The sequence below is a fragment of the Amycolatopsis sp. NPDC003865 genome, from assembly GCF_053605345.1.
In genome coordinates this window covers 1-22128 of sequence record NZ_JBSGJA010000035.1, presented here as the reverse complement: position 1 = coordinate 22128, position 22128 = coordinate 1, and the positions used below count along the sequence as shown (strand labels likewise).

The 22128-nt window shown below is 73.2% G+C and carries 17 protein-coding genes and 1 pseudogene; 7 read left to right on the top strand and 11 right to left on the bottom strand.

Annotation, left to right across the window (positions count from 1 at the left end):
* Positions 1-8: 8 nt before the first annotated feature.
* The 5 genes and pseudogenes from ACWEVP_RS46705 to ACWEVP_RS46685 all read right to left on the bottom strand — a co-directional run bounded on the left by ACWEVP_RS46705 (position 9) and on the right by ACWEVP_RS46685 (position 3983).
* A complete protein-coding gene (locus ACWEVP_RS46705) occupies positions 9-593 on the bottom strand; it encodes a cysteine hydrolase family protein (protein ID WP_452069058.1) in 585 nt (194 codons plus the stop codon).
* On the bottom strand, positions 586-1977 hold the full coding sequence (locus ACWEVP_RS46700) for an MFS transporter (RefSeq protein ID WP_452069057.1): 1392 nt from the start codon (positions 1975-1977) through the stop codon (positions 586-588). The genes ACWEVP_RS46705 and ACWEVP_RS46700 overlap by 8 nt, the downstream gene beginning before the upstream one ends.
* Positions 1974-2411 carry a MarR family winged helix-turn-helix transcriptional regulator gene (locus ACWEVP_RS46695; protein WP_452069056.1) on the bottom strand — a complete coding sequence of 146 codons (438 nt, stop codon included), beginning with the start codon at positions 2409-2411 and terminating at the stop codon, positions 1974-1976. Before ACWEVP_RS46695 ends, ACWEVP_RS46700 begins: the two co-directional genes overlap by 4 nt.
* 79 nt (positions 2412-2490) lie before the next feature.
* Positions 2491-3441, bottom strand: a pseudogene (locus tag ACWEVP_RS46690) (sigma-70 family RNA polymerase sigma factor); the annotation flags it as partial.
* A 26-nt stretch (positions 3442-3467) separates the two neighbouring features.
* Positions 3468-3983, bottom strand: a complete 516-nt coding sequence (locus tag ACWEVP_RS46685; RefSeq protein ID WP_452069055.1) for a bifunctional nuclease family protein — start codon at positions 3981-3983, stop codon at positions 3468-3470.
* A 160-nt stretch (positions 3984-4143) separates the two neighbouring features.
* On the opposite strand from ACWEVP_RS46685, the gene ACWEVP_RS46680 reads away from it, so the two are divergent.
* Together ACWEVP_RS46680 and ACWEVP_RS46675 are read left to right on the top strand one after the other, a co-directional pair.
* Positions 4144-4611 (top strand): SRPBCC family protein, encoded by a 468-nt coding sequence (locus ACWEVP_RS46680; RefSeq protein ID WP_452069054.1) that lies wholly within the window; start codon positions 4144-4146, stop codon positions 4609-4611.
* Positions 4612-4692: 81 nt separating this feature from the next.
* Positions 4693-6126: an MFS transporter gene (locus ACWEVP_RS46675; RefSeq protein WP_452069053.1), complete on the top strand. Its 1434-nt coding sequence runs from the start codon at positions 4693-4695 to the stop codon at positions 6124-6126.
* On the opposite strand, the gene pdxR is transcribed toward ACWEVP_RS46675, so the two are convergent.
* Complete coding sequence (pdxR, locus tag ACWEVP_RS46670; protein ID WP_452069052.1) at positions 6054-7457, bottom strand: MocR-like pyridoxine biosynthesis transcription factor PdxR; 1404 nt, start codon at positions 7455-7457, stop codon at positions 6054-6056. The genes ACWEVP_RS46675 and pdxR overlap by 73 nt on opposite strands.
* Positions 7458-7537: 80 nt before the next feature.
* Here pdxR and ACWEVP_RS46665 point away from each other — a divergent pair, with 80 nt between their 5' ends.
* Positions 7538-8773, top strand: coding sequence for an MFS transporter (locus ACWEVP_RS46665; protein ID WP_452069051.1), 1236 nt, complete (start codon positions 7538-7540; stop codon positions 8771-8773).
* Between the two features lie 6 nt (positions 8774-8779).
* Here ACWEVP_RS46665 and ACWEVP_RS46660 read toward each other — a convergent pair whose 3' ends face one another.
* The 3 genes from ACWEVP_RS46660 to ACWEVP_RS46650 form a co-directional block, all read right to left on the bottom strand.
* Positions 8780-9568 (bottom strand): hypothetical protein, encoded by a 789-nt coding sequence (locus tag ACWEVP_RS46660; RefSeq protein ID WP_452069050.1) that lies wholly within the window; start codon positions 9566-9568, stop codon positions 8780-8782.
* Between the two features lie 87 nt (positions 9569-9655).
* On the bottom strand, positions 9656-11161 hold the full coding sequence (locus ACWEVP_RS46655) for a CehA/McbA family metallohydrolase (protein ID WP_452069049.1): 1506 nt from the start codon (positions 11159-11161) through the stop codon (positions 9656-9658).
* 86 nt (positions 11162-11247) lie between these two features.
* Positions 11248-11565, bottom strand: a complete 318-nt coding sequence (locus ACWEVP_RS46650; protein WP_452069048.1) for a hypothetical protein — start codon at positions 11563-11565, stop codon at positions 11248-11250.
* A gap of 113 nt (positions 11566-11678) precedes the next feature.
* Between ACWEVP_RS46650 and ACWEVP_RS46645 the strand changes: the two genes are divergently transcribed.
* The 3 genes from ACWEVP_RS46645 to ACWEVP_RS46635 all read left to right on the top strand — a co-directional run bounded on the left by ACWEVP_RS46645 (position 11679) and on the right by ACWEVP_RS46635 (position 19176).
* Positions 11679-11918, top strand: coding sequence for a hypothetical protein (locus ACWEVP_RS46645; protein WP_452069047.1), 240 nt, complete (start codon positions 11679-11681; stop codon positions 11916-11918).
* Positions 11919-12215: 297 nt separating this feature from the next.
* Entirely contained in the window at positions 12216-17681 is a 5466-nt protein-coding gene (locus ACWEVP_RS46640; RefSeq protein WP_452069046.1) for an ATP-binding protein, read from the top strand.
* A 175-nt stretch (positions 17682-17856) separates the two neighbouring features.
* The gene (locus ACWEVP_RS46635; RefSeq protein ID WP_452069045.1) at positions 17857-19176 is read left to right on the top strand and encodes a M14 family zinc carboxypeptidase; all 1320 of its coding nucleotides are present in this window, start codon (positions 17857-17859) and stop codon (positions 19174-19176) included.
* A gap of 1 nt (position 19177) precedes the next feature.
* On the opposite strand, the gene ACWEVP_RS46630 is transcribed toward ACWEVP_RS46635, so the two are convergent.
* Both ACWEVP_RS46630 and ACWEVP_RS46625 read right to left on the bottom strand, forming a co-directional pair.
* Positions 19178-20209, bottom strand: coding sequence for a class I SAM-dependent methyltransferase (locus ACWEVP_RS46630; protein WP_452069044.1), 1032 nt, complete (start codon positions 20207-20209; stop codon positions 19178-19180).
* Positions 20210-20502: 293 nt separating this feature from the next.
* Positions 20503-21258, bottom strand: a complete 756-nt coding sequence (locus tag ACWEVP_RS46625; RefSeq protein ID WP_452069043.1) for a PadR family transcriptional regulator — start codon at positions 21256-21258, stop codon at positions 20503-20505.
* 183 nt (positions 21259-21441) lie between these two features.
* Here ACWEVP_RS46625 and ACWEVP_RS46620 point away from each other — a divergent pair.
* On the top strand, positions 21442-22128 hold a 687-nt coding region (locus ACWEVP_RS46620), incomplete at its 3' end, for a PQQ-dependent sugar dehydrogenase (RefSeq protein WP_452069042.1).

Genomic DNA, 22128 nt, shown 5'->3' with positions numbered 1-22128 from the left:
CAGCGAACCTACTGGACGCCCCAGAGGTCGCCGAGCCCGGCCACGTCGACGACGGTGGCGGTGCGCGGGAACACCGTGCCGGTCAGGAAGTCGTGCGTCGCCTGGTCGCGGTCGCCGCACGCATCGCTCAGGACGACGATCCGGTAGTCGCGGTCCATCGCCTCGCGGACCGTGCTCAGCACGACGCCGCTGGTGCTGAGCCCGGCGAGGACGAGCGTCGTGATCCCGCGCTTCTCCAGCTGCGGCCCGAGATCCGTGGTGGAGAACGCGCCGACCCGGATCTTGCGCACCTGGATGTCCTCGGGCCGCGGAGCAAGCCTCGGATGGATCTGTGTACCGGGGGCGTCGGCGTGCATCGCCGCGCGGAGGTCGGCGTTCGCGGCGATCGGGGCGAACATGCTCGTTTCGGGGATGGCCCCGAACTCGGCCTCCTCGAAGGCGACGCGCACCCAGCCGACGTGCCCGCCGCAGCTGCGGACGTCGTCGACGACGCCGGCGACGCGGTCGAGCAGCGGGCCGGTGCCGGGCAGCTGCCCGACGATCCCCTCCTGGTAGTCCATGACGAGCAGGGCGGTGCGGTTCGGGTCAAGCACGGGTTTCGTCCTTTCCTGGTGGGGTGGTGCTTTTCGAGAGGGAACGGTCGAACACGGTGACGGCGAGGAAGACCGCGCCGACGCCGAGCAGCAGCAGAGCCAGGTCGTGCAGCCCGCCGGTCTCGGCGGCCGGCCCGTAGAAGGCACCCTGCAGCGCGGAGGAGACGATCGCGCCGAGGTAGCCGGAGGTGCGCAGCAGCCCGGCCGACGCCCCGATGTCGGCGGGATTCGCCTGGCGGTACACCGAGTTCTGCAGCGCGAGGCTGTTCAGCCCCTGCGGAACCCCGGCCACGAGGGCGACGACGACGAGCAGCCAGACGGGGGCGGCGGGGTCCAGCGTCAGCAGCAGCGCGCACCCGGCGAGCTGCCCGAGCGCGGCGACGACGAGCTTGGCGCGCACCTGCTCGCGGCGCCCGCTGACCAGCGACACGAGGATCCCGGTCGCGAACAGCGGCAGCGTGGCGAGCCCGGCCTGGGCCGCCGACAGGCCGCGCCCGTGCTCGAGCCACTGCGTGTAGCCGTAGAGGAAGCTGTACGCGACGACGTAGGCCAGCAGCGAGCGGCCGTAGGTCCGCAGCAGCGGGCCGTTGCGGCCGAGCAGCCGCAGGTCGATGAACGGGTGGGCGCAGGTCAGCTCGCGCACCGTGAAGCCCGCCGCGCCCGCGACGGCGATGGCCGCCAGGTACCAGTCGCCCGCGCCCGGGTGCATCAGGAACAGCAGCAACGCGACCAGCGAGCCCGCGAACAGCGCCATGCCGGGCAGGTCGAGGTCGAACCTGCCCGTCGACACCGGCTTGGGCGCCTGGGGGAAGCGGCGCGCGCCGAGGACGAACGCGGCCAGCGCGATGGGGACGTTGAGGGCGAAGGTCGCCCGCCAGCCGCCGACACCGATCAGCAGGCCGCCCAGCGCCGGGCCGACCACCGAGATCGTCTGGGTGGAGATGGCCAGCACGGTGAGCACGGACGCGGGGCTGCCGCGGCCGGTGCGGTCGCTTTCGTCGCGGATGAGCCGCATCGCCGCCGGGTAGCCGGCGCACGTGCCGAAGCCGAGGACGACCCGCGCGGCGATCAGCCACCCGAGGTCCGGCGCGAGCGTGCCGAGCACGCCGGCGGCGCCGACCAGCGCGGTCGCCGGGAGGAACACCGGGCGCGGCCCGAACCGGTCGATGAGCCGCCCGGCCACGGGCTGCCCGACGGCGGTGGCCAGGTACAGCGCGGAGATCAGCCACGCGGTCGCCGAGGCCGGCGCGCCGAACGCGACGCCGATCGGCACCAGCGCGACCGCGATGATGGTCGAGTTGACCGGGTTCAGCACCGCGCCCGAGACGAGCGGGGCCAGCAGTTTCCGGTCGAACCCGTCCCGCGTCCGCTCGCGCGTGGTCATGGCTCGACCACGCGGCCGAGCAGGGCGAGCGCCTCGGTGACCACGGCCAGCTCGTCGCCGGTGAGCCGCTCGGCGAGGGTCCGGGCCAGCCACTCTTCCCGCGAGGCGCGGGCGTCCTGGCCGTAGGCCCGCCCTTCGGGGGTGAAGAAGATCAGCTGACGGCGGCCGTCCTCGGGGTCGTCCTCGCGGCGGACCAGGCCGAGCTTCTCCAGCGCGGCGACGGTCGCCGCCATCGACTGCGGGCGCACCCGTTCCGCGCCGGCCAGCACGCTCGCGGTGGCGGGCTCCAGCTTCGCGAGCCGGGCGAGCGCCGAAGCCTGCGCGGAGGTCAGGCCGCCGACCGCCGTCGCGTCCATCATCTGCCGCCGGAGCCTGCCGACGAGCACGCGCAGGTTCTGGGCGGCCGCGACGGCTTCGGCCTTCTTCGAAGTCATCTCGACAGGATAGACTGAACAGGTAACCCTGTCGAATTTCCGGCCGCGCCGAAGCCGGCCGGGAATGTCTACAGTGGACTCAGGACCGGGTGGCCGGGAGGTCGAACAACGCCAGCACGGCGGGATCGGCGAACACCACGTTGTGCGCCACGCGCCCGCCGCCGACCGTGAACACCTGCAGGGTGTGCAGCCGGAACACGCCGGTGTCGTCGCGGCAGTAGGCCACCAGCGCGGGCTGCCCGTTCGCCGCCGCCCGCGTCATGCGCCAGTCGCGGCCGCGCATCGCGAACAGCCGGTCCAGGAACCGGCCGTAGCCGTCGGGCCCGAGGTACCACAGCGGGACCGGCGGCATCTCCAGCACGACGTCGCGGGTCAGCAGCTCGACCAGGCCTGCGACGTCGGCCGATTCGAACGCGCGGACATAGCGGTCCAGGACCGCCTCCACCGCCGAGTCGTCCGGTTCGGGCACCGCGTCCGCCGTCAGGTCACCGAGGCCCGCGCGGGCGCGCTGCAGCGCGCTGTTGACCGCCGCCGGCGTCGTCTCCAGGAACCCGGCCACCTCCGCCGCGCTGAACTCCAGGACGTCGCGCAGGATCAGGACCGCGCGCTGCTTCGGCGGCAGCGTCTGCATCGCCGCGAGCAGCGCCAGCCGCAGGGTGCCGCGGCGGGCCAGGCGCAGGCCCGGGTCGTCGAGGCGCGCGTCCGGGAACGGGTGCAGCCACGGGATTTCGAACGACGGCGTCAGCGGGGCGGCCGGGTCGTCGCTCGGCCGGCCGAGGCCGGAGGGCAGCGGGCGCCGGGCCCGGCCTTCGAGGGCAGTCAGGCAGGCGTTGGTCGCGATCCGGTAGAGCCAGGTGCGCACCGACGCGCGGGCCGGGTCGTAGCCGTCCCACGCCTTCCACGCGCGGACTAAAGTCTCCTGCACCAGGTCCTCGGCCTCGTGCACCGAGCCCAGCATGCGGTAGCAGTGCACCAGGAGCTCACGCCGGTGCGGCTCGGTGTTCGTCGCGAAGTCCGGCATCGCTCCCCCTCGCCGTGCTGAGGGAGCCGATTCTGCTACAGGTCGTCGAAGTCCTCGGGGCGCAGCCCGTCGAGTTCGGCGCGGAACCGGGCGACCTCGGCCTCGGTGTCCAGCACGTCGGCGGCGGGGCCTTCGGCCTCCTGCTCGACCTCCAGCTGCACCGACGCGACGTCCAGGACCTCTTCGGCGACACTGATCGGCGCGCCCTGGCGCAGGCCGAGCGCGACCGCGTCGCTGGGGCGGGCCGACACGCGCGTCCCGGAGGCGAGCACGAGATCGGCGTAGAAGATCCCGTCCCGCACCTCGGTCAGCTCGACCGCGGCGACGCCCTGGCCGAACGCGGCGAGCACGTCGCCGAGCAGCTCGATCGTCCCCGGGCGCGGCTGCGCGATCTGCTCGCGCGCCCGCACGAGGGCCTCGGCCTCGCCGTACCCGATCATGATCGCCAGCCAGCGGCGGGCCCCCTCCGGCTCCCGAAGCAGCATCAGCGGCGCCTCGCCGGGCACCGGGACGGCCATTCCCACCACCTCGATCGGGATCACGCTGACCACCGCACCCTCCGTGTAGGGACTCCTCCGCGCGCGAGATACCCAGAACCCGCGGTCGGCAACCCGGTTTCGCGCGGGAGTTTTTTCACCTCCGACTCTCCTCCGCTGCGGACTCCGCCGGAACCCCTTGCCGGGTGCGTCGTGGCGCTGTCACCGTCGGGGCGTGGAACCGACGATTTCGCGCGCCACCGACGTCCCGGCCGACGCGAGCACGGTGTGGTCGTGGGTCACCGACCTGCCCCGGATGGGCGAGCTGAGCCCGGAGAACGTCGGCGGCCGCTGGCTGGACGAGCCGGGCCTCGGCGCGCGCTTCCGCGGCCGCAACCGCAACGGCGACCTGCAGTGGTGGACGCGGGTCCGGGTCGTGGCGTTCGAGGAGAACCGCCGGTTCGCGTTCGACGTGCGGACGCCGTTCGGGTCACGGGTGTCGCGGTGGGAGTACGTGCTGACCCCGACGGCGGCGGGCTGCCGGGTCGAGGAGAACTGGTACCGGATCGGCAGCTGGGTGGTCCGGAAGTTCATGGGCCCGCGGGTGACCGGGCGGGCGGACCGGCCGGGGTACAACGTGCGGTCGATCGAGCACACCCTCGCGGCGATCAAGGCACGGGCGCAGGAGCGGGCCGCCGCGTGACCTCCGTCGCGCTCAGCTGGTCAGTCTCTTGTTAAGACCCACCCTGTCCGGCTAGGTTGCGTTTTCAAACCTAGGAGGGCCATGACCGACACCGCGCCGAAGCCCGGCCTCGTGCTGCTGGTCGTCTCGACGGCGGCGTTCCTCGCCGGCCTCGACACGTTCATCGTCACGATCGCGTTCCCCGGCATCCGGGCCGCCTTCCCCGGCGACGACCTCGCCACGCTCTCGTGGGTCCTCAACGGCTACACCGTGCTGTTCGCCGCCTGCCTCGCGCCCGCCGGGCGGCTGGCCGACCGCTACGGCCGGAAACGGCTGTTCCTGCTCGGCGTCGCCGTCTTCACGCTCGCCTCGGCCGCCTGCGCCGCCGCGCCCTCCATCCCGCTGCTCATCGCCTTCCGGGCCGTGCAGGCGGTCGGCGCGGCGCTCGTCATGCCGACGTCGCTGGCCCTGCTGCTGACCGCCTTCCCCGCGCACCGGCGGCCGATGGCGGTCGGCGTCTGGGCGTCCGTCGGGGCCGCGGCCGCCGCGCTCGGGCCGCCGGTCGGCGGCCTGCTCGTCGAGGCGTCGTGGCGCTGGGTGTTCCTGGTGAACCTGCCGATCTGCGCGCTGACGCTGCTGGCCGGCCCGCGCGTGCTGCGCGAGTCGCGGGACGCCACCACCGGCGTCCCGGACCTGGTCGGCGCGGCGGGCCTGCTCGCCGGCGTGGGCGCCCTCGCCTACGCGCTGGTCGAAGCCCCCGGCCGCGGCTGGACGGCGGGGCCGGTGGTGCTCGCCTTCGCGCTCGCCGTCGTCGCGCTGGCCTGGGTGCCGCTGCGCTCGGCGCGGCACGCCGTGCCGGTGCTGGACCTGCCGGCCCTGCGCGTCCCGACGCTGTGGCTGGCGTGCGTGACGACCGGCGTGTTCGCGGCCGGGTTCGCCGCGATGCTGTTCGGCAACGTGCTGTTCCTGACGTCGGTCTGGCACGACTCGATCCTGGTGGCCGGCCTGTCGCTGGCACCGGGACCGCTGGTGGTGGTGCCGGTGTCGATCCTCGGCGGCCGGTTCGTGCACCGCTTCGGCCCGGGCCCGGTGGTCGCCCTCGGCGGCGTCTCGTTCGGCGCGGGCACGCTGATCTGGTTGCTGCGCATGGGATCGACACCCGACTACGCCGCCGCGATGCTGCCCGGCCAGCTCCTCACCGGCCTCGGGGTCGGGCTGATCCTGCCGAGCCTCTCGGGCGTCGTGGGCACGGTCCTGCCCCCGGCCCGCTGGGGCGCGGGCTCGTCGATGGTCAACACGACGCGCCAGGTGGGCACGGTCCTGGGGACGGCGGTACTGGTGGCGGTGTTCGCGGGAACGCCGGACCTGACGGACTTCCGCCACGGCTGGCTCCTGGTCCTGGCCACGGCGGCGGCGACGTCGGCGGGCGGCCTGCTCATCGCCGGGCGCCGCCGGACCGACCACTACGTCGAGCCCCAGGCCGCGGCCAAGGCCGCCAGGCCGCCGGCGATCCGCTCCGCCGGGATCGAGCCGTAGCCCAGCACCAGGCCCGGCGGCGGCGACCCGCCGCACAGGTCCGCCAGCGTCTGCACCGCCACCCCCGCGACCGACGCCCGCGCGGCGATCGGCTCCACGTCGGCGTCGGCCAGCGCGCACACGTGCAGGCCCGCCGCCGAGGGCACCACCCGGAGCCGGCCCGCGAACTTCCGGTCCACAATGGACAGCAGGCGCTCGTGGCGGTCCGCGTACACCTTCGTGGCGCGGCGGATGTGGCGGGCGAACAGGCCTTCGTCGACGAACCGGGCCAGCGCCGCCTGGGCCGGGACGTCGCCGTGCCAGTCCGACAGCCGGCGCGCCGTGCACAGGGCGTCGCGCAACGAGGGAGGCGCCACCAGGAAACCCAGGCGCAGCATGGGGAGCAGCGTCTTCGAGAACGAACCGACGTACGCCACCCGCCCACCGCGGTCCAGGCTCTGCAACGGTTCCAGGGGCCGGTCGGAGAACCGGAACTCGCTGTCGTAGTCGTCCTCGACGACGACCGCGTCCGCCCGCCCGGCCCACGCCAGCAACGCCGTGCGGCGGGCGAGGGACATCGGCGTGCCCAGCGGGAACTGGTGCGACGGCGTGACGTACACCAGCTTCGTCCGCGCGGGCAACGCCTCGACGTCGAGGCCTTCGCCGTCCACCGGCACCCCGACGACTTCGGCGCCGTGCGAGGCGAACAGCAGCCTCGCCTGCCGGTAGCCGGGCTCCTCGACGGCGACGCGGTCGCCCGGGGAGAGCAGCACCCGGCACAGCAGGTCGAGGGCCTGCTGCGCGCCTTGGGTGACGAGCACGTCGTCGGCGTCGGCCCGCACCGACCGGGAGACGCCGGCATGGCGGGCGATCGCCGCGCGCAGACCCGCGTGGCCGCCCGGGTCGGCGTAGTGCGCGAAGCCGGTCCGCAGTTCGCGTCCGAGCAGCCGCCGCCACGTCTCGAGGGGGAACAGCGCCGCGTCCGGGACGCCGACGCGGAAGTCGAACTCCGGCTCCCCCGTCACCGCGGCGGCCGGGGACGGCAGCGTGCGCCAGATCGCCTTCGGCCGCGGCCCCCGTGCCGGAGCGGCCCGGCGCGGCTTGGGTGCGGGCAGCGAACCGCTGACGTAGGTCCCGGCGCCGACGCGGCCGGTGAGGAAGCCGTCGGCGGTCAGCCGGTCGTAGGCGACCGCGACGGTGTTGCGCGAGACGGCCAGCCGCCGCGCCAGTTCCCGCGTGGGCGGCAGCCGCTCCCCCGCCCGCAGCCTGCCGTCCAGCACGGCGTCCCGCAGCTGCCGGTAGATCCGGACGGACAGGTCGCCGCGCCCGGCCAGGCTGACGTGGAAGTCCATCCGGCGAGCCTACATTGGCCCAATCCGATTCGTGGGAATTGGATCTGGGATCAGGCCAACTGCCGCCCTACGGTGAGTCCATGACACCGACCCAGGACCGCCCCGCCCGGCTCCTCGCCGCCGCCCAGCTCGCCGGCTCGCTCGGCGACGGCGCCTTCCTGACCTGCTCGGTCCTGTTCTTCACCCGGGTCGCCGGGCTGACCCCGGCGCAGGTCGGGCTGGGTCTCACGCTCGGCTGGGCGGTCGGCTCGGTCGCGGGCGTCCCGCTCGGCCACCTCGCCGACCGCCACGGCGCCCGCGGCTGCGCGATCCTGCTGGCGCTGGGGACGAGCGCGTCGATCCTGGTGTTCCCGTTCGTCCGCACGCCGCTGCTGTTCGTCCTGGCCGCGTGCCTCTACGGCAGCTGCCAGACCGGCCTCGCCGCCGTCCGCCAGGCCCTGCTGGCCGCGCTCGCCGACCCGGAACGGCGCACGCGCGTCCGGGCTCGGCTCCAGTCGGCGGGCAACGCGGGGCTGGCGGTCGGAGCCGGATCGGGCGGGCTCGCGCTCTCGGCCGACACAGCGTCGGCGTACTTCACGGTCTTCGCGCTCGACGCCGCGGCCTTCGTCGTGACGGCGGTGCTCATGGTCGCGCTCCCGCCCGTGGCGGCGGCCGCCCCGCGGGCCGGCGAGCCGAAGCTCGCCGTGCTGCGCGACCGGCCGTACGCACTCGTCACGCTCCTGAACGCGGTCCTGCTGCTGCGGATGCCGCTGCTGAGCGTCGCGATCCCGCTGTGGATCGTCGAGCGGACGGCCGCGCCGGGCTGGACGGTGTCCGCGTTGTTCGTGCTCAACACGATCGTGGTGGTGCTGCTGCAGGTCCGCGTCGCGGGACGGCTGGCCGGCATCGGCTCGGCGGCGCGGATGGTCCGCCGCTCCGGCGTGCTGCTCCTGGCCTCCTGTGTGGCCTTCGCGCTGGCGGCGGCCGGGACGTCACCGTGGACGGCGTTCGCGGTGCTGGTCGTGGGCGCGGTGGTGCAGGTGTTCGGCGAGATGCTGCAGTCGGCGGGCACGTGGGAAATCGGCTTCGCGCTGGCGCCGGCGGACCGGCAGGGGCAGTACCAGGGGTTCTTCGGCACGGGTGTGTCGGTGGCGCGCGCGGTCGGCCCGGTCCTGCTGAGCACGGTGGTGGTCGGCTGGGGCTTGCCGGGGTGGCTGCTGCTGGGCGCGGTGTTCCTGGCCGCGGGTGCGGCGATGGGCCCGGCGGTCCGCTGGGCGCAGGCGAAGCGAGCGCCGGCCACGACTCCCGACGCGGGGCGCGCGGCCCTCGTCCCGTAGGCGCCGCTACTCGCCGGGCCGGGCTGCCGGGGCCTGGTGCAGCGAGAGGTCCGGACCGGCGGCGGAGTCCTGGGCCCAGGCCCCGGACTCCGCCGTCCACGTCTGCCCCGCGAAGCTCACCTTGTCGACCCCGAGCGCCTCCGCGCGGCCGACCAGCCAGCTCGCGTACGCCCACCCCTGCCCGGCCGGGTGCGCGCCGCTCACCCGGGCCGTGCCCAGCTCCGCCGTGGCGGCCGCGGCCAGGTCGCCCGGTGCCGCCAGGGTCAGGTTCCGGCACGTCAGCGCGGCCGGGAACTGGCCGGTGAACGCCGCCGCCATCGCCCGCGCCTGCGGCTCCCACTGCGCGTACGCGTCCGGGACGCCCGAGCGCTGGATCTCCTGGGCCGCCTCGGTGATCGGCAGCGTCTCCCAGCCCGGCAGCTTCTCGAGCTTCTCGTAGAAGGCCGTCGCCGCGTAGACCGGGTCGCGCAGCTGCGCCACCGCGCCCCAGCCCTGGCTGGGCCGCTGCTGGAACAGCCCCACCGAGTCGCGGTCACCGCCTTCGAGGTTGCGCAGCTTCGACTCCTGCAACGCCGTGGCCAGCGCGACCGTGGCCGCGTGCGGCGGGAGCCCGAGCTTCGTCCCGACGCCCGCGATCGTCGCGGCGCTGTCCATCTGCTCGGGCGTGAACGTGTACGACTCCTGGCCGGGCAGCGCCACTGTGCAGCCCGGCGTGCGCACCGGGCTGCGCGTCAGCACCACCACCACGACGATCCCCGCGGTCAGGACGATGACCGCCCCCAGGAAGATCGCCACCTTCGGACCACACCCGCGCACCCTGCCCCGCTTTCACCCGTTCGCACCAGTCTGCCAAAGGCAGGACGCGGCGCACCGGGTGGAGGTTCAGTGCTCGGCCCCGAGGAAGATCGGGTTCGACATCGCCACCATCGCGTTCGGCTGGGTCGTGTTCGGGCCGCCGGACGGGCGACGGACCTCGACGCGCACCCACCGCGAGTAGCGCGGATACGTCGTCCACGTGACCGTCGCCGCGCCGCCGTCGCCGATCGTCTCCGTGTGCTCCGGGCCGAGCTGGTCGAGGAACGTCACCGTCGTCCCCGGCACGCCGCCGACGGCCGCGCGCACCGTCACCGGCGTCCCGGTGCCCAGCGGCAGCCGCTCGCCGATGCCCGCCGTGCGGCCGTCGCCGGACGCCGTGAAGTCCAGCCGGACCGCCGACGACTCGGCCAGCCACGAGCGGCCCGCCTTCAGCCCCTCGAGGAGTTCCTCGCGGCGCAACCGGTCGGCGAGGACGACGGTGTGCGGCAGCGCGACGCGCTGGTCGGGGTTGTGCGCGTCGGAGTCGCCGATCGCCGGGACGAACCGGCCGCCGCGCAGGAGCCCGTCCCAGTGGATGACGCTCGCCTCGTCGTCCTGGGTCCACGGGCCGTTCCAGACCTCGACCAGGTCGGCGATCTCGTAGGCGAACTCGTATGTGCAGCCGAAGCAGTTGGCGAACGGGTGCGCCGCGGTGACCAGGCCGCCCGCGCGGTGCACCTGGTCGGTGAAGCGGCGGAAGTCCCGCGGGTCGGCCGCGCGGTAGCGCCAGTCGATCCACGTGCCGGCGGGCAGGCCGATCGCGGGCCAGTGCCCGGACCGCGTCGTCACCTCTTCGCCGTTGAGGATCAGCAGGTCGTCGGTGGCGTACTGGCCCCAGACCAGCTGCGAGCTGGACGTGTTGTGGTCGGTCGAGACGATGAAGTCGAGACCGGCGGCGCGCGCGTCGGCGACCAGCTGGTCCGGGGTGCGGCGGCCGTCGGAGTAGACGGTGTGCAGGTGGCCGTCGCCGCGGTACCAGGCGCGGCCGCGCTCCCGGCCGGGCGCGGACTCCGGCGCGGGCTTGGGCACGAACGGCGCCGCGTCCGGCCCGAAGGTGAGCGTGATGTCCACTTTGTAGTTCAAGCCCTGCGGCGCGACCGTGTACGGGCCGAGGATGACGTGCCAGCGGCCGGGCTTGATCGGCCCGGCGAGGTAGCCCGGCGTGGCTTCGGACGCGCTGATCGAGAACCGGTCGCGGAAGCCGCCGGACCAGCCGCGGAAGCCGCGCGCGTTGCCCAGTTCGTGGCCTTCCGGGCCGAACATCCCGATGTCGCAGGCGTTCCCGCGCGTGCCGGCGGGGACCGACGGCTTGTCGTAGGAGTAGACGACGTCGATCTGCCGCACCCCGCGCGGGATGTCGACGGGCAGGTAGTACCAGTCCGGGACGTCCGGCTTCAGCGTGCCGGTGACGGTCCGGGTCTGGCTGCCGGTGCCCCCCGGCTGGTCGGCGAACGCGACCCCGGGCAGCATTCCCGCTGCTGCCGCCACTCCGCCCGCCAGCAGCGCGCGCCGGCTGAAGTCCCCAGAACTCATGCGTACCTCCGCATCGAAAGACGCTTTGAAGCTAGGTGAGCGACGCGAACGCCGGCGCGAACCGGCGGTGAACTTTCGCCGTCGGGTCAGCGCCGCGAAAGGATCTTGGCGAGCGCGACGACGGTGACGGCGGCGGCCAGCCCGAGCCGGGTCCGGTCGACCGCGGGCACCCAGGTCACGGCGTCCCCGCGGACGACGAAGGCCCCGGCGGGCCGGGCGAACACCCCGAACCCGGCGCCTTCGCGCACGGGCAGCGCGCCGGTGTCGTCGCCACCACCGCCCCCACCGCCGAAGACGGCCGCGGCCGGGATGACGACGGTCCCGTCGCGCTCGACCGGATCGCCGTAGACCAGCTTGGCGGTGAACAGTTCCCGCGCGGTGGCGGCCAGTTGCCCCAGCTTCATCAGGCCATCATGGCGGAATTTTCACCACCATCGGGTGTAACCGCGGTGTATCCGGGGCATTAACCATGGACACCTGTGCCGCAAGGGGAGTGCACGACCGAGGGGAGACCGCGATGACCTTCGACTTCGTCAGCCGGTGGCTGGGCAGGCATCGCGACCGCCCCGGGGTCAGCGTGGACCTCGCCTGCGGCGGCCGGGTGACCCTGCGCGAGATCGACGGGCAGCCGGTACTGGCCATCACGACGGCACCGGGCCCGGACGGCCGGTGCAGCGTCGCGGCGGTCCCGTTGTCGGAAGCCGAACGGCGCGAGCTGGGCCAGGTCCTCGGCCCGGACGTCCTGCTGGCTTCCTGACCCCTGCCCCGCGGCCCGCGAACAGGGGCCCGTACTTCCGCGTCACCGGATGTTTCCCTACCCGCCGCCGCCGTAAGCTGCGCAGCGTGCTTTGTGAGAGTCCTCGCGAGAAAAGCGGCCACGCCGGTGTGGCGCGGGTCGCTTTTTGTGGGGTCTCCACAAAGCAGCCGCCTCGGCATGCGCCATGGCGGACATTGGTCTACCCCGCGGTAATCCAGCAGGGTGTAGACAGGTGCAGGCGACGCCCCAGGACAGGTGCGTCGCCTTCTGTGCGTGGGTACTTGGGAGGCTCAGCCGGTGTTCAATCGTGTCGCCATCGTCAACCGCGGAGAGGCCGCGATGCGGCTCATCCACGCCGTCCGGGATCTGTCGGCGGAAACCGGCACGAAGATCGAGACGGTCGCCCTCTACACCGACGCCGACCGCACCGCCACCTTCGTCCGTGAGGCCGACCTGGCCTACGACCTGGGGCCCGCTTCGGCCCGCCCCTACCTCGACCTGGCCAAGCTGGAGCAGGCCCTCGTCGAGACGAAGGCCGACGCCGCGTGGGTCGGCTGGGGTTTCGTCGCCGAAGACCCGGCTTTCGCGGAGCTGTGCGAGAAGGTCGGCGTCACCTTCGTCGGGCCGAGCGCCGACGCGATGCGCAAGCTCGGCGACAAGATCGGCGCCAAGCTGATCGCCGAAGAGGTCGGCGTGCCGGTAGCGCCGTGGAGCCGCGGCGAGGTCGCCACCCTCGAGGACGCGCTGAAGGCCGGTGAGCAGATCGGCTACCCGCTGATGCTCAAGGCCACCGCGGGCGGCGGCGGGCGCGGCATCCGCATGGTCGCCTCCGGCGAAGACCTCGCCGACGCCTACGAGCGCACCAGCCAGGAAGCCTTGCGCGCCTTCGGGTCCGGCGTGGTGTTCCTCGAGCGCCTGGTCACCGGCGCGCGGCACGTCGAGGTCCAGGTGATCTCCGACGGCGCGACGGCGTGGGCGCTCGGCGTCCGCGACTGCTCGGTGCAGCGGCGCAACCAGAAGATCATCGAAGAGTCCGCCTCCCCCGTCCTCGCGCCCGAGCAGACCGCCGAACTGAAGGCGTCGGCCGAGCGGCTCGCGGTCGCCGTCGGCTACCGCGGCGCGTGCACCGTCGAGTTCCTCTACCACCCGGGCGAAAAGCTGTTCGCCTTCCTCGAGGTCAACACCCGCCTGCAGGTCGAGCACCCGATCACCGAGATCACCACCGGCACCGACCTGGTCCGGCTGCAGCTGCACGTCGCCGGCGGCGGCAAGCTCGAAGGCACCCAGCCGGCCGAGCTCGGCCACGCCGTCGAAGCGCGCCTGAACGCCGAAGACCCGGACCGCGACTTCGCGCCCTCCCCCGGCCGCATCGCCCGGCTGGCGCTGCCCGCCGGCCCGGGCATCCGCGTCGACACCGGCGTCAGCGAGGGCGACACCATCCCCGCCGACTTCGACTCGATGATCGCCAAGATCATCGCCTACGGCCGCGACCGCGACGAGGCGCTCGGCCGCCTGCGCCGCGCGATGGCCGAGACCACCGTCATCATCGAGGGCGGCGCGACCAACAAGAGCTTCGTGCTCGAGCTGCTCGACCAGCCCGAGGTGATCGACGCGAGCGCCGACACCGGCTGGATCGACCGCGTCCGCGCCGAAGGCCGCCTGGTCACCCACCGGCACTCCGCGGTCGCGCTCGCCGCGGCCGCCATCGAGGCCTACGAGGACGAGGAAGAGGTCTCCGTCCAGCGGCTGCTGGCCACCGCGCACGGCGGGCGCCCGCAGGTCCAGCACGAGACCGGCCGCCCGCTCGACCTCAAGCTCCGCGGCGTCGGCTACCGCGTCAGCGTCGCCCGCATCGGCCAGAAGCGCTTCCGCGTCGGCGTTTCGGCCGGCGCGTCGGAGGTGCACCACGCCGACGTCGAGATCGACCGCTTCGACGCCCACAGCGGCCGGATCCGGGTCAACGGCGAGGGTTTCCGCCTGGTGGCGGCCACGCACGGCCCGATCCACCTCGTCGAGGTCGACGGTGTCACCCACCGCGTCAGCCGCGACGAAGGCGGTGTCGTCCGCTCCCCCGCGCCCGCGCTGGTGGTCGCGACCCCCCTGGCCGTCGGCGACGAGGTCGAGGCGAACGCGCCGATCCTCGTGCTGGAAAGCATGAAGATGGAAACGGTGCTGCGCGCGCCGTTCCGCGCCCGCGTCCGCGAATGCCCGGTGTCGGTCGGCAGCCAGGTCGAGACCGGCGCGCCGCTGATGCGCCTGGAACCGCTGGCCGACGGGGCCGAGGACGAGGTCGCCGAGGAGACCGAGACCGTCGAGATCGACCTGCCCGCCGAGGCGGCGGACATCTCCGCGGCCGACCGCGTCGAGCGCGGCCTGCAGGACCTGCGCAGCCTGCTGCTCGGCTTCGACGTCGACCCGGCCGAGCGCAAGCGCGTCCTCTCGGCCTACACCGCGGCGCGGGCCGAGCTGGGCGGCCGTCCGGTCGAGGGCGAACTCGAGCTGCTCACCGTCTTCGCCGACCTGTCCGAGCTGAGCCGCAACACCCCGGGCGGCGAAGACACCGTCCCGAACGGCGCGGTGCACAGCCCGCGCGAGTTCTTCCACAGCTACCTGCAGAGCCTCGACGTCGAGCGCGCCGGTGTCACCGAAGGCTTCCAGGCCAAGCTGGCCAAGGTCCTCGGCCACTACGGCGTCACCGACCTGGAGCGCACGCCGGAGCTGGAGGCCGCGGTCTTCCGGATCTTCCTGGCGCAGCAACGGACTTCGGCCGACGTCGCCGTCGTTTCGGAGCTGCTGCGGCAGTGGCTGACCGGGCCGCCGCCGTCGGAGGCGCTGAGCGACCGCGCCGGCCGGACCCTCGAGCACGTCGTCGAAGCCACGCAGGTCCGCTTCCCCGCGGTGTCCGACCTGGCGCGCGGTGTGGTCTTCCGCTGGTTCGCCCAGCCGCTGCTGCGCCGCAACCGCGCCGAGGTCTACGCCGCGGTCCGCACCGAGCTGCGCTACCTCGACCAGCACCCGGACGCCGCCGACCGCGCCGAGCGGATCCAGGCCATGATCACCGGCTCGCAGCCGCTGGTGCGGCTGATCGGGCAGCGGATCGGCCGCCCGGGCCGCGACCACGCGCCGTTGCTGGAAGTCCTGACCCGTCGCTACTACGGCAACCGCAGGCTCTCCGGCGTCACCGTCCGCGACGCCGGCGGCTCCCGCTGGCTGACCGCCGAGCTGAACACCCCCGACGGCGCACTGCCGCTGGTCACCACGGCCGTCGACTTCGCCGCCCTGCCCGACGCGCTGCGCGCGCTCGGCGAGGTGGCGACCGACGGCGTCGTCGCCGACCTGTACCTGCGCTGGGAGGACCAGCCGGACGTCGACGCGACCGCGGAGCGCCTCGGCGCGCTGCTGGCCGAGCACGCGGTACCCGCGAGCGTCCGCCGGATCGTGGTCACCGTCGCCGGCACCGGCGGCGCCGTGATGCACCACCACTTCACGTTCCGCCGCGACGGTGACGGGTTCGCCGAAGACCGGCTGATCCGCGGCCTGCACCCGCAGATCGCGAAGCGCCTGCAGCTGGAGCGGCTGCACGAGTTCGACCTCACCCGGCTGCCGTCGGCGGACGAGGAGATCTACCTCTTCAAGGCCGTGGCGAAGAGCAACCCGGCCGACGAGCGGCTGATCGCGATGGGGCAGGTCCGCGACCTGACGCCGCTGCGCGAGGCCGACGGCCGCCTGGTCGCGCTGCCCGCGCTCGAGGACGCGGTCACCGCCTGCCTCGACGCGATCCGCAACATCCAGGCGCAGCGGCCGCACAACAAGCGGTTCGACACCAACCGGATCATGATGTACGTCTGGCCGCAGACGGACCTCACCACCGAGGAGCTGAACACCCTCGTCCAGCGCATCCTGCCGACCTCGGTGGGCGCCGGGCTGGAGGAGGTCCAGTTCCTGGCCCGCCGGCGCACCGACGCGGGCAAGCTGGCCGAGCTCGCCGTCCGGATCACCCTGGACCCGAGCCAGGGCGCGCGGCTGCACGTCGGGCCGCCGTCGACCGAGCCGGTCAGGCCCCTCGACGACTACCGCCTCAAGGTGCTGCGCGCGGCGCGGCGCGGCAACGTCTACCCCTACGAGCTGACCGACCTGCTCGCCGGGCCGGACGGCACGTTCACCGAGCACGACCTCGAAGGCGGCGCGCTGGTGCCGGTCGACCGGCCGAAGGGCGGCAACAGCGCGGCGATCGTCGCCGGCGTCGTCACGACGCCGACCACGCGGCACCCGGAAGGCGTCACGCGGGTCGTGCTGCTCGGCGACCCGACGAAGTCGCTGGGCGCGCTGTCGGAGCCGGAGTGCTCGCGCGTCATCGCGGCGCTCGACCTGGCCGAGCGGATGCAGGTGCCGCTGGAGTGGTTCGCGCTGTCCTCGGGCGCGCGGATCTCGATGTCCTCGGGCACCGAGAACATGGACTGGGTCGCCGCGGCGCTCAAGCGGATCGTCACGTTCACCCAGGACGGCGGCGAGATCAACATCGTCGTCAACGGCATCAACGTCGGCGCCCAGCCGTACTGGAACGCCGAAGCCACGATGCTCATGCACACCAAGGGCGTCCTGGTGATGACGCCGGACTCGGCGATGGTGCTCACCGGCAAGCAGGCGCTCGACTTCTCCGGTGGCGTGTCGGCCGAGGACAACTTCGGCATCGGCGGCTACGACCGCGTGATGGGCCCGAACGGCCAGGCGCAGTACTGGGCGCCGACCCTGCCGGCCGCCCGCGAAGTGCTGATGGCGCACTACGACCACACGTACGTGGTGCCGGGTGAGGCCGGGCCGCGCAAGGTGGGCACGAACGACCCGGTCGACCGCGACGTCTCGGCGTTCCCGCACGCGATCGTCGGCAGCGACTTCAAGACCGTCGGCGAGATCTTCTCGGCCGAGCACAACCCGGACCGCAAGAAGCCGTTCGACATCCGCACGGTGATGCGGGCGCTGTCCGACCAGGACCACCCGGTGCTGGAGCGCTGGGCGGGCATGGCCGACGCGGACACCGCGGCGGTGCAGGACGTGCACATCGGCGGCCGCCCGGTCTGCCTGGTCGGCATCGAGTCGCGGTCGGTCCCCCGCCGCGGCTTCCCGCCCACCGACGGCCCGGACACCTACACGGCGGGCACGCTGTTCCCGCGGTCGTCGAAGAAGGTCGCGCGGGCGATCAACGCGGCGTCGGGCAACCGGCCCCTGGTGGTGCTGGCGAACCTGTCGGGCTTCGACGGCTCCCCGGAGTCGCTGCGCAAGCTGCAGCTGGAGTACGGCGCGGAGATCGGCCGGGCGATCGTCAACTTCGAGGGCCCGATCGTGTTCACCGTGATCTCGCGCTACCACGGCGGCGCGTTCGTGGTGTTCTCCAAGGCACTCAACCCGAACATGACGGTGCTGGCCCTCGAGGGCTCGTTCGCCTCGGTGCTGGGCGGCGCCCCGGCGGCGGCGGTGGTGTTCGCCGGCGAGGTGGCCAAGCGCACGGCGAACGACCCGCGGGTGACCGAGCTGCAGGCCCAGGTCGCCGCGGCGGACGCGCCTTCCCGCGCGGCGCTGAGCGCCAAGCTGGCGGAGACGCAGTCGTCGGTCCGCGCGGAGAAGGTCAGCGAGATCGCGGCGGAGTTCGACAAGGTCCACAGCATCCAGCGAGCGGTGGAGGTCGGCTCGGTGGACGCGATCATCAGCACGGCCGAGCTCCGGCCGCGCATCATCGAGGCCATCGAACACGGCTTGAAGCAGTAGCAGCGTCCCTCGAAGGGCGGCACTTTCCCGGGAAAGTGCCGCCCTTCGGCATTCCGGCGCTTCGCGACTTTCGGGGGTATGGCGGTTTTGTCCCCGCCGACACACTGTGCGTGCCGGTTCGGTGACCGCTAGTTTCGGATCGGCGCGTCCATCCGTGCGGCGTGAGGAGATCCCGATGGCGTCAAGGTCCCTGTCCCGGCTCGCCCTCGCGGCGACCGGCGTCCTGCTGGCCTCCCTGCTCGGCGGCACCGCCACCGCGCAGGCGGCGGACACGCCGGTGTTCTGGCGCGTCCCGGCCACGGCCGCGCAGGCCCAGGCGCTCGAGGCGGCCGGGTTCGACGTCGAAGAAGGCGACGCCGGCTCGGTCCTCGTCGTCGGCGGCCAGGCCGTCGCGAACCAGCTGCGGGCCCGCGGTTTCGCGCCGTCCTTCCACGACACCGTCTACAAAGAACTGCCGGCTCGGACGGAGGCACTGGCGGCGGACACCTACTACGGCGGCTACCGCACCGTCGCCGCGCACGAAAACCACCTCACGGCCGTCGCCGCCGCGCACCCCGACCTGGTCACGAAGTACACCATCGGCCAGTCGTGGAAGAAGACGAAGGGCCAGGGCGGGCACGACATCCAGGCCCTCTGCCTGACCAAGAAGCAGTCCGGCGACTGCACGCTTTCGACGACGTCGCCCAAGCCGAAATTCTTCCTGATGGCCCAGATCCACGCGCGCGAGCTGTCGACCGGCGAGCTCGCCTGGCGCTGGATCGACTACCTCGCCGACGGGTACGCCACCGACGCCACCGCGAAGTCCATTCTGGACACCACCGAGGTGTGGGTGGTGCCGATCGCCAACCCCGACGGCGTCGACATCGTCGCCTCCGGCGGCAACTCGCCGAAGCTGCAGCGCAAGAACGCGAACAACTCCCGCGGCAGCTGCACGGGCACGAACATCGGCGTCGACCTCAACCGCAACTCCACGTTCAAGTGGGGCGGCGACTCGAACTCCGCCTGCGCCGAGACCTACCAGGGCGTGAGCGCCGGCTCCGAGCCCGAGGTGCAGGCACTGGAGAAGCTGGCCCGCGCGATCTTCCCGGACCAGCGCGGCACCGGGAACAACGACCCCGTACCGTCGACGGCCAAGGGCACGATGATCACGCTGCACAGCTACGGCAACGACATCATCATCCCGTGGGGCTTCACCCAGGCCACCTCCCCGAACGACGCGCAGTACCGCAGGCTCGGCGCGAAGTACGCGGCGTCGAACGGCTACCTCGTCGGCACCAACGAGGAGACCGTCGGCTACGACACCAGCGGCACCACCGACGACTTCACCTACGGCGAGCTCGGCGTGGCGAGCGTGACGTTCGAGGTCGGCGGCTCCAGCGGCACCTGCGGCGGCTTCCTGCCGAGGTACACCTGCGTCGACAGCACGTTCTGGCCGAAGAACAAGGGCGCGCTGATCACCGCCGCCAAGGCCGCGGCGGCGCCGTACCAGCAGTGACTCACGGCCGGCAGGCGTAGATGCAGTTCTGCGGACGCGGGGACTCGAGCACGCTCACGTGCCCGAACCCCGCGTCCGCGAGCATTTCCCGTGCGGTTTCGGTGCCCCACATGGCTCCGAGCGCGGCGCCGCCTTCCGCGAGCGACGTCGTGGTGCAGTACATGAGGCTGATCGAGTAGCACAGCGCGGCCAGCGGGTTGCCGACGTTGTTCTGGACGTGGCTCGAGAAGTTCGTGTCCACCATGAAGAACAGGCCGTCCGGGCGCAGCGCTTCCCGGATCCGCCGCAGCACGACGTCCGGGCGGTCCTGGTCGTGGACGGCGTCGAAGGCGGTGATGACGTCGTATTCGCCGGCCAGGTGCGCGGCGTCCCCGACGACGAACTCGGCGTTCGGCAGGTCTCCGGTGGTTTCCTGCGCCTGGCCGATGACTTTCTCGTTGATGTCGAGGCCGGTGAAGCTCGAAGCGGGGAACGCGCGCGCGGCGACGGCGATGGCGTTCCCGGTGCCGCAGCCCAGGTCCAGGACGCGCACACCCGCCGTGAGCCGGTCCCTGAGACCGGGGACCGCGCCGAAGAAGCCGTCCACGAGGTGCTCGCGGTAGATGTGCTTCCAGCTGTCGCCGGTCTTCGCGCCGAGGGTTTCGAGGTGGGGCCCGTAGGCCGAGCGCGGGACGCCGCCGCCTTCGGCGAAGCAGCGCTCGAGGTCGGGCAGGATGCCGGTGAACGCGCTCAGGGTCAGCAGCGACGGCATGAGGTTCGCCGCGGTCTCGCCGAGCAGGAACTTCGCGTGCTGCGGCGGGAAGGTGTACCTGCCGGCGTCGAGGGTGAAGATGCCGCCGGTGACCATGGCACCGAGCCATTCGCGGACGTAGCGCTCGTGCAGCCCGGCGCGGCCGGCCAGCTCGGCACTGGTGGCGGGCCCTTGAGCGGCGGCGGCGAGCAGCCCGGTGCGGTGCCCGATCCCGAGCAGCATGGTCAGGGCGCTGCCGGTGAGGGTCGCCGTGAGGTGGGCCGCGAAGTCCTTCTCCTCCATGCGGCCCGAGTCTACCGGCCGGGCGGACCGTCCGAAGTGGACAATCCGCCCGGCGCGGTCGGACGGGCCCGGTCCGGCAGGCGCCGCCCACCGGCGCGGTCGGGCCAGCCCGGTCCGGCAGGCGCGGCCCACCGGCGCGGTCGGACGGGCCCGGTCCGGCAGGCGCGGCTTACCGGCGCGGTGAGGCCGCCCCGTCCGGCAGGCGCGGCTTACCGGCGCGGTCAGGCCGCCCGATCCGGCAGGCACGACCCACCGGCGCGGTCGGGCCGGCGCGGCCCACCCGGCCGTCGCCGTCAGGCTTCCTCGTCTTCCAGACCGGCGTCGGCGAGCACCGCGTACACCCGGCGCCGCGCGTCGGCGAGGATCTTCTTGACCTCCGCGACCTGCGCCTCCGTGCCGCTGTGCCCCACCTGCGCGGCCGCGCCCGACAGCTCGCCGAGCGCGTGCCACAAGGCGGCGAAACGGTCGGCGTTGGGTGCCTCGCCGGGTTCCTCCCAGAGAGCCGCGAACTCGGCTTCCCGCCCGGCGACGTGCTCCCGTCCGGCGTCGGTCAGCTCGGCGACCCGGCGGCCGCCGGTCTCGGCCGTGTGCACCAGGCCTTCGTCTTCCAGCTGCTGCAGGATCGGGTAGACCGAACCCGGGCTGGGCCGCCACCGCTCGTTCGTGCGGCGCCGGATCTCCTGCATGAGCTGGTAGCCGTGCATGGGCTCTTCGGCGAGCAACGCGAGCACGGCCGGCCGCACCGGACGGCTCGGCCCGCGGCCGCGGAACTCCTGGACCCGCTGGAACGGACCCGCCCCGCCGAACCAGCCACCGGGCCCGCCGAACGAGCCGGGCCCACCGGGGAAACCGGGGAACCCCGGACCACCCGGAGCGCCGGGTGGCCCCGGCGGCTGGGGTGGGTGCGGCGGGTGGGGCGGAAAGCCGCCGCGGGCCAGATCGGGACCGGGCCCGAAGTCCTCGTGGCCGGGAAACCCGTGGTCGGGGCCGTGGCCGCCGAACCCCGCGCCCCCGAAGCCGCCGAACGCGCGTCCCGCGTTCATCACCATGTCTGCCTCCCAAAGTCATCGTATCGCCGACATTCGCACGATATATCGCCGGTGCATCGGACGCAAGCTCCGACAAGGAGCACCGACGTCGCCCGTTGGTCACGGAAACGTCAATTTCCTCGCCCAGGTGCAACCGCAACCCCGAGTCAGGCGATAGCTGACCTGCCGGAAAGGGGAACCGACATGGCGTTCGGAAAATCTCGGGCATTCGGCCGCGCCCTGGTGTCGGCCGCGCTGGCAGCAGCCCTGATCTCCGTCGTGCCCACCGCGGCCGACGCGGCGGCCACACTTCCGCCGGGGTTCGTCCTGCGGGACACCAGCACCGGCACGGGGCAGTACCAGCTCACCGACTTCGCGTACCTGCCGGACCAGTCCGTTCTCGCCACGGCGAAGAACGGCCGCGTCCAGTGGGTCCCGGCCGGCGGGACACCGCGAACCATCGCGACGCTGCCGACGCGCGAGATCAGCGACATCGGCCTGGTCGGGCTGGCCGTCGCGCCGGACTACGCGACGTCGCACACGATCTACACCACCCGCTCGGTGAACGTCGGCAGTGGCTTCGTCATGCGGCTTTCGAAGTTCACCGTGGGCCTCGACACGGCCGGCGCGCCGGCGTCGCTGAGCGGTGAGCAGACGCTGTTCGAGGTGCCGGGCATCTTCGAAGTCCACGGCATCAACGGTGTCGTCCCCGCCGCCGACGGGACGCTGTGGCTGTCCATCGGGGACAACGGCGACTTCACGAAGGTGGATCCGGGCTCGCTGCGCGCGCAGGACATCAACCAGCCGTACGGCAAGATCTTCCACCTGGCCGCCGACGGCAAGGGCGTACCGGCCAACCCGTACTACGACGCGGCCAACCCCGGCTCGACC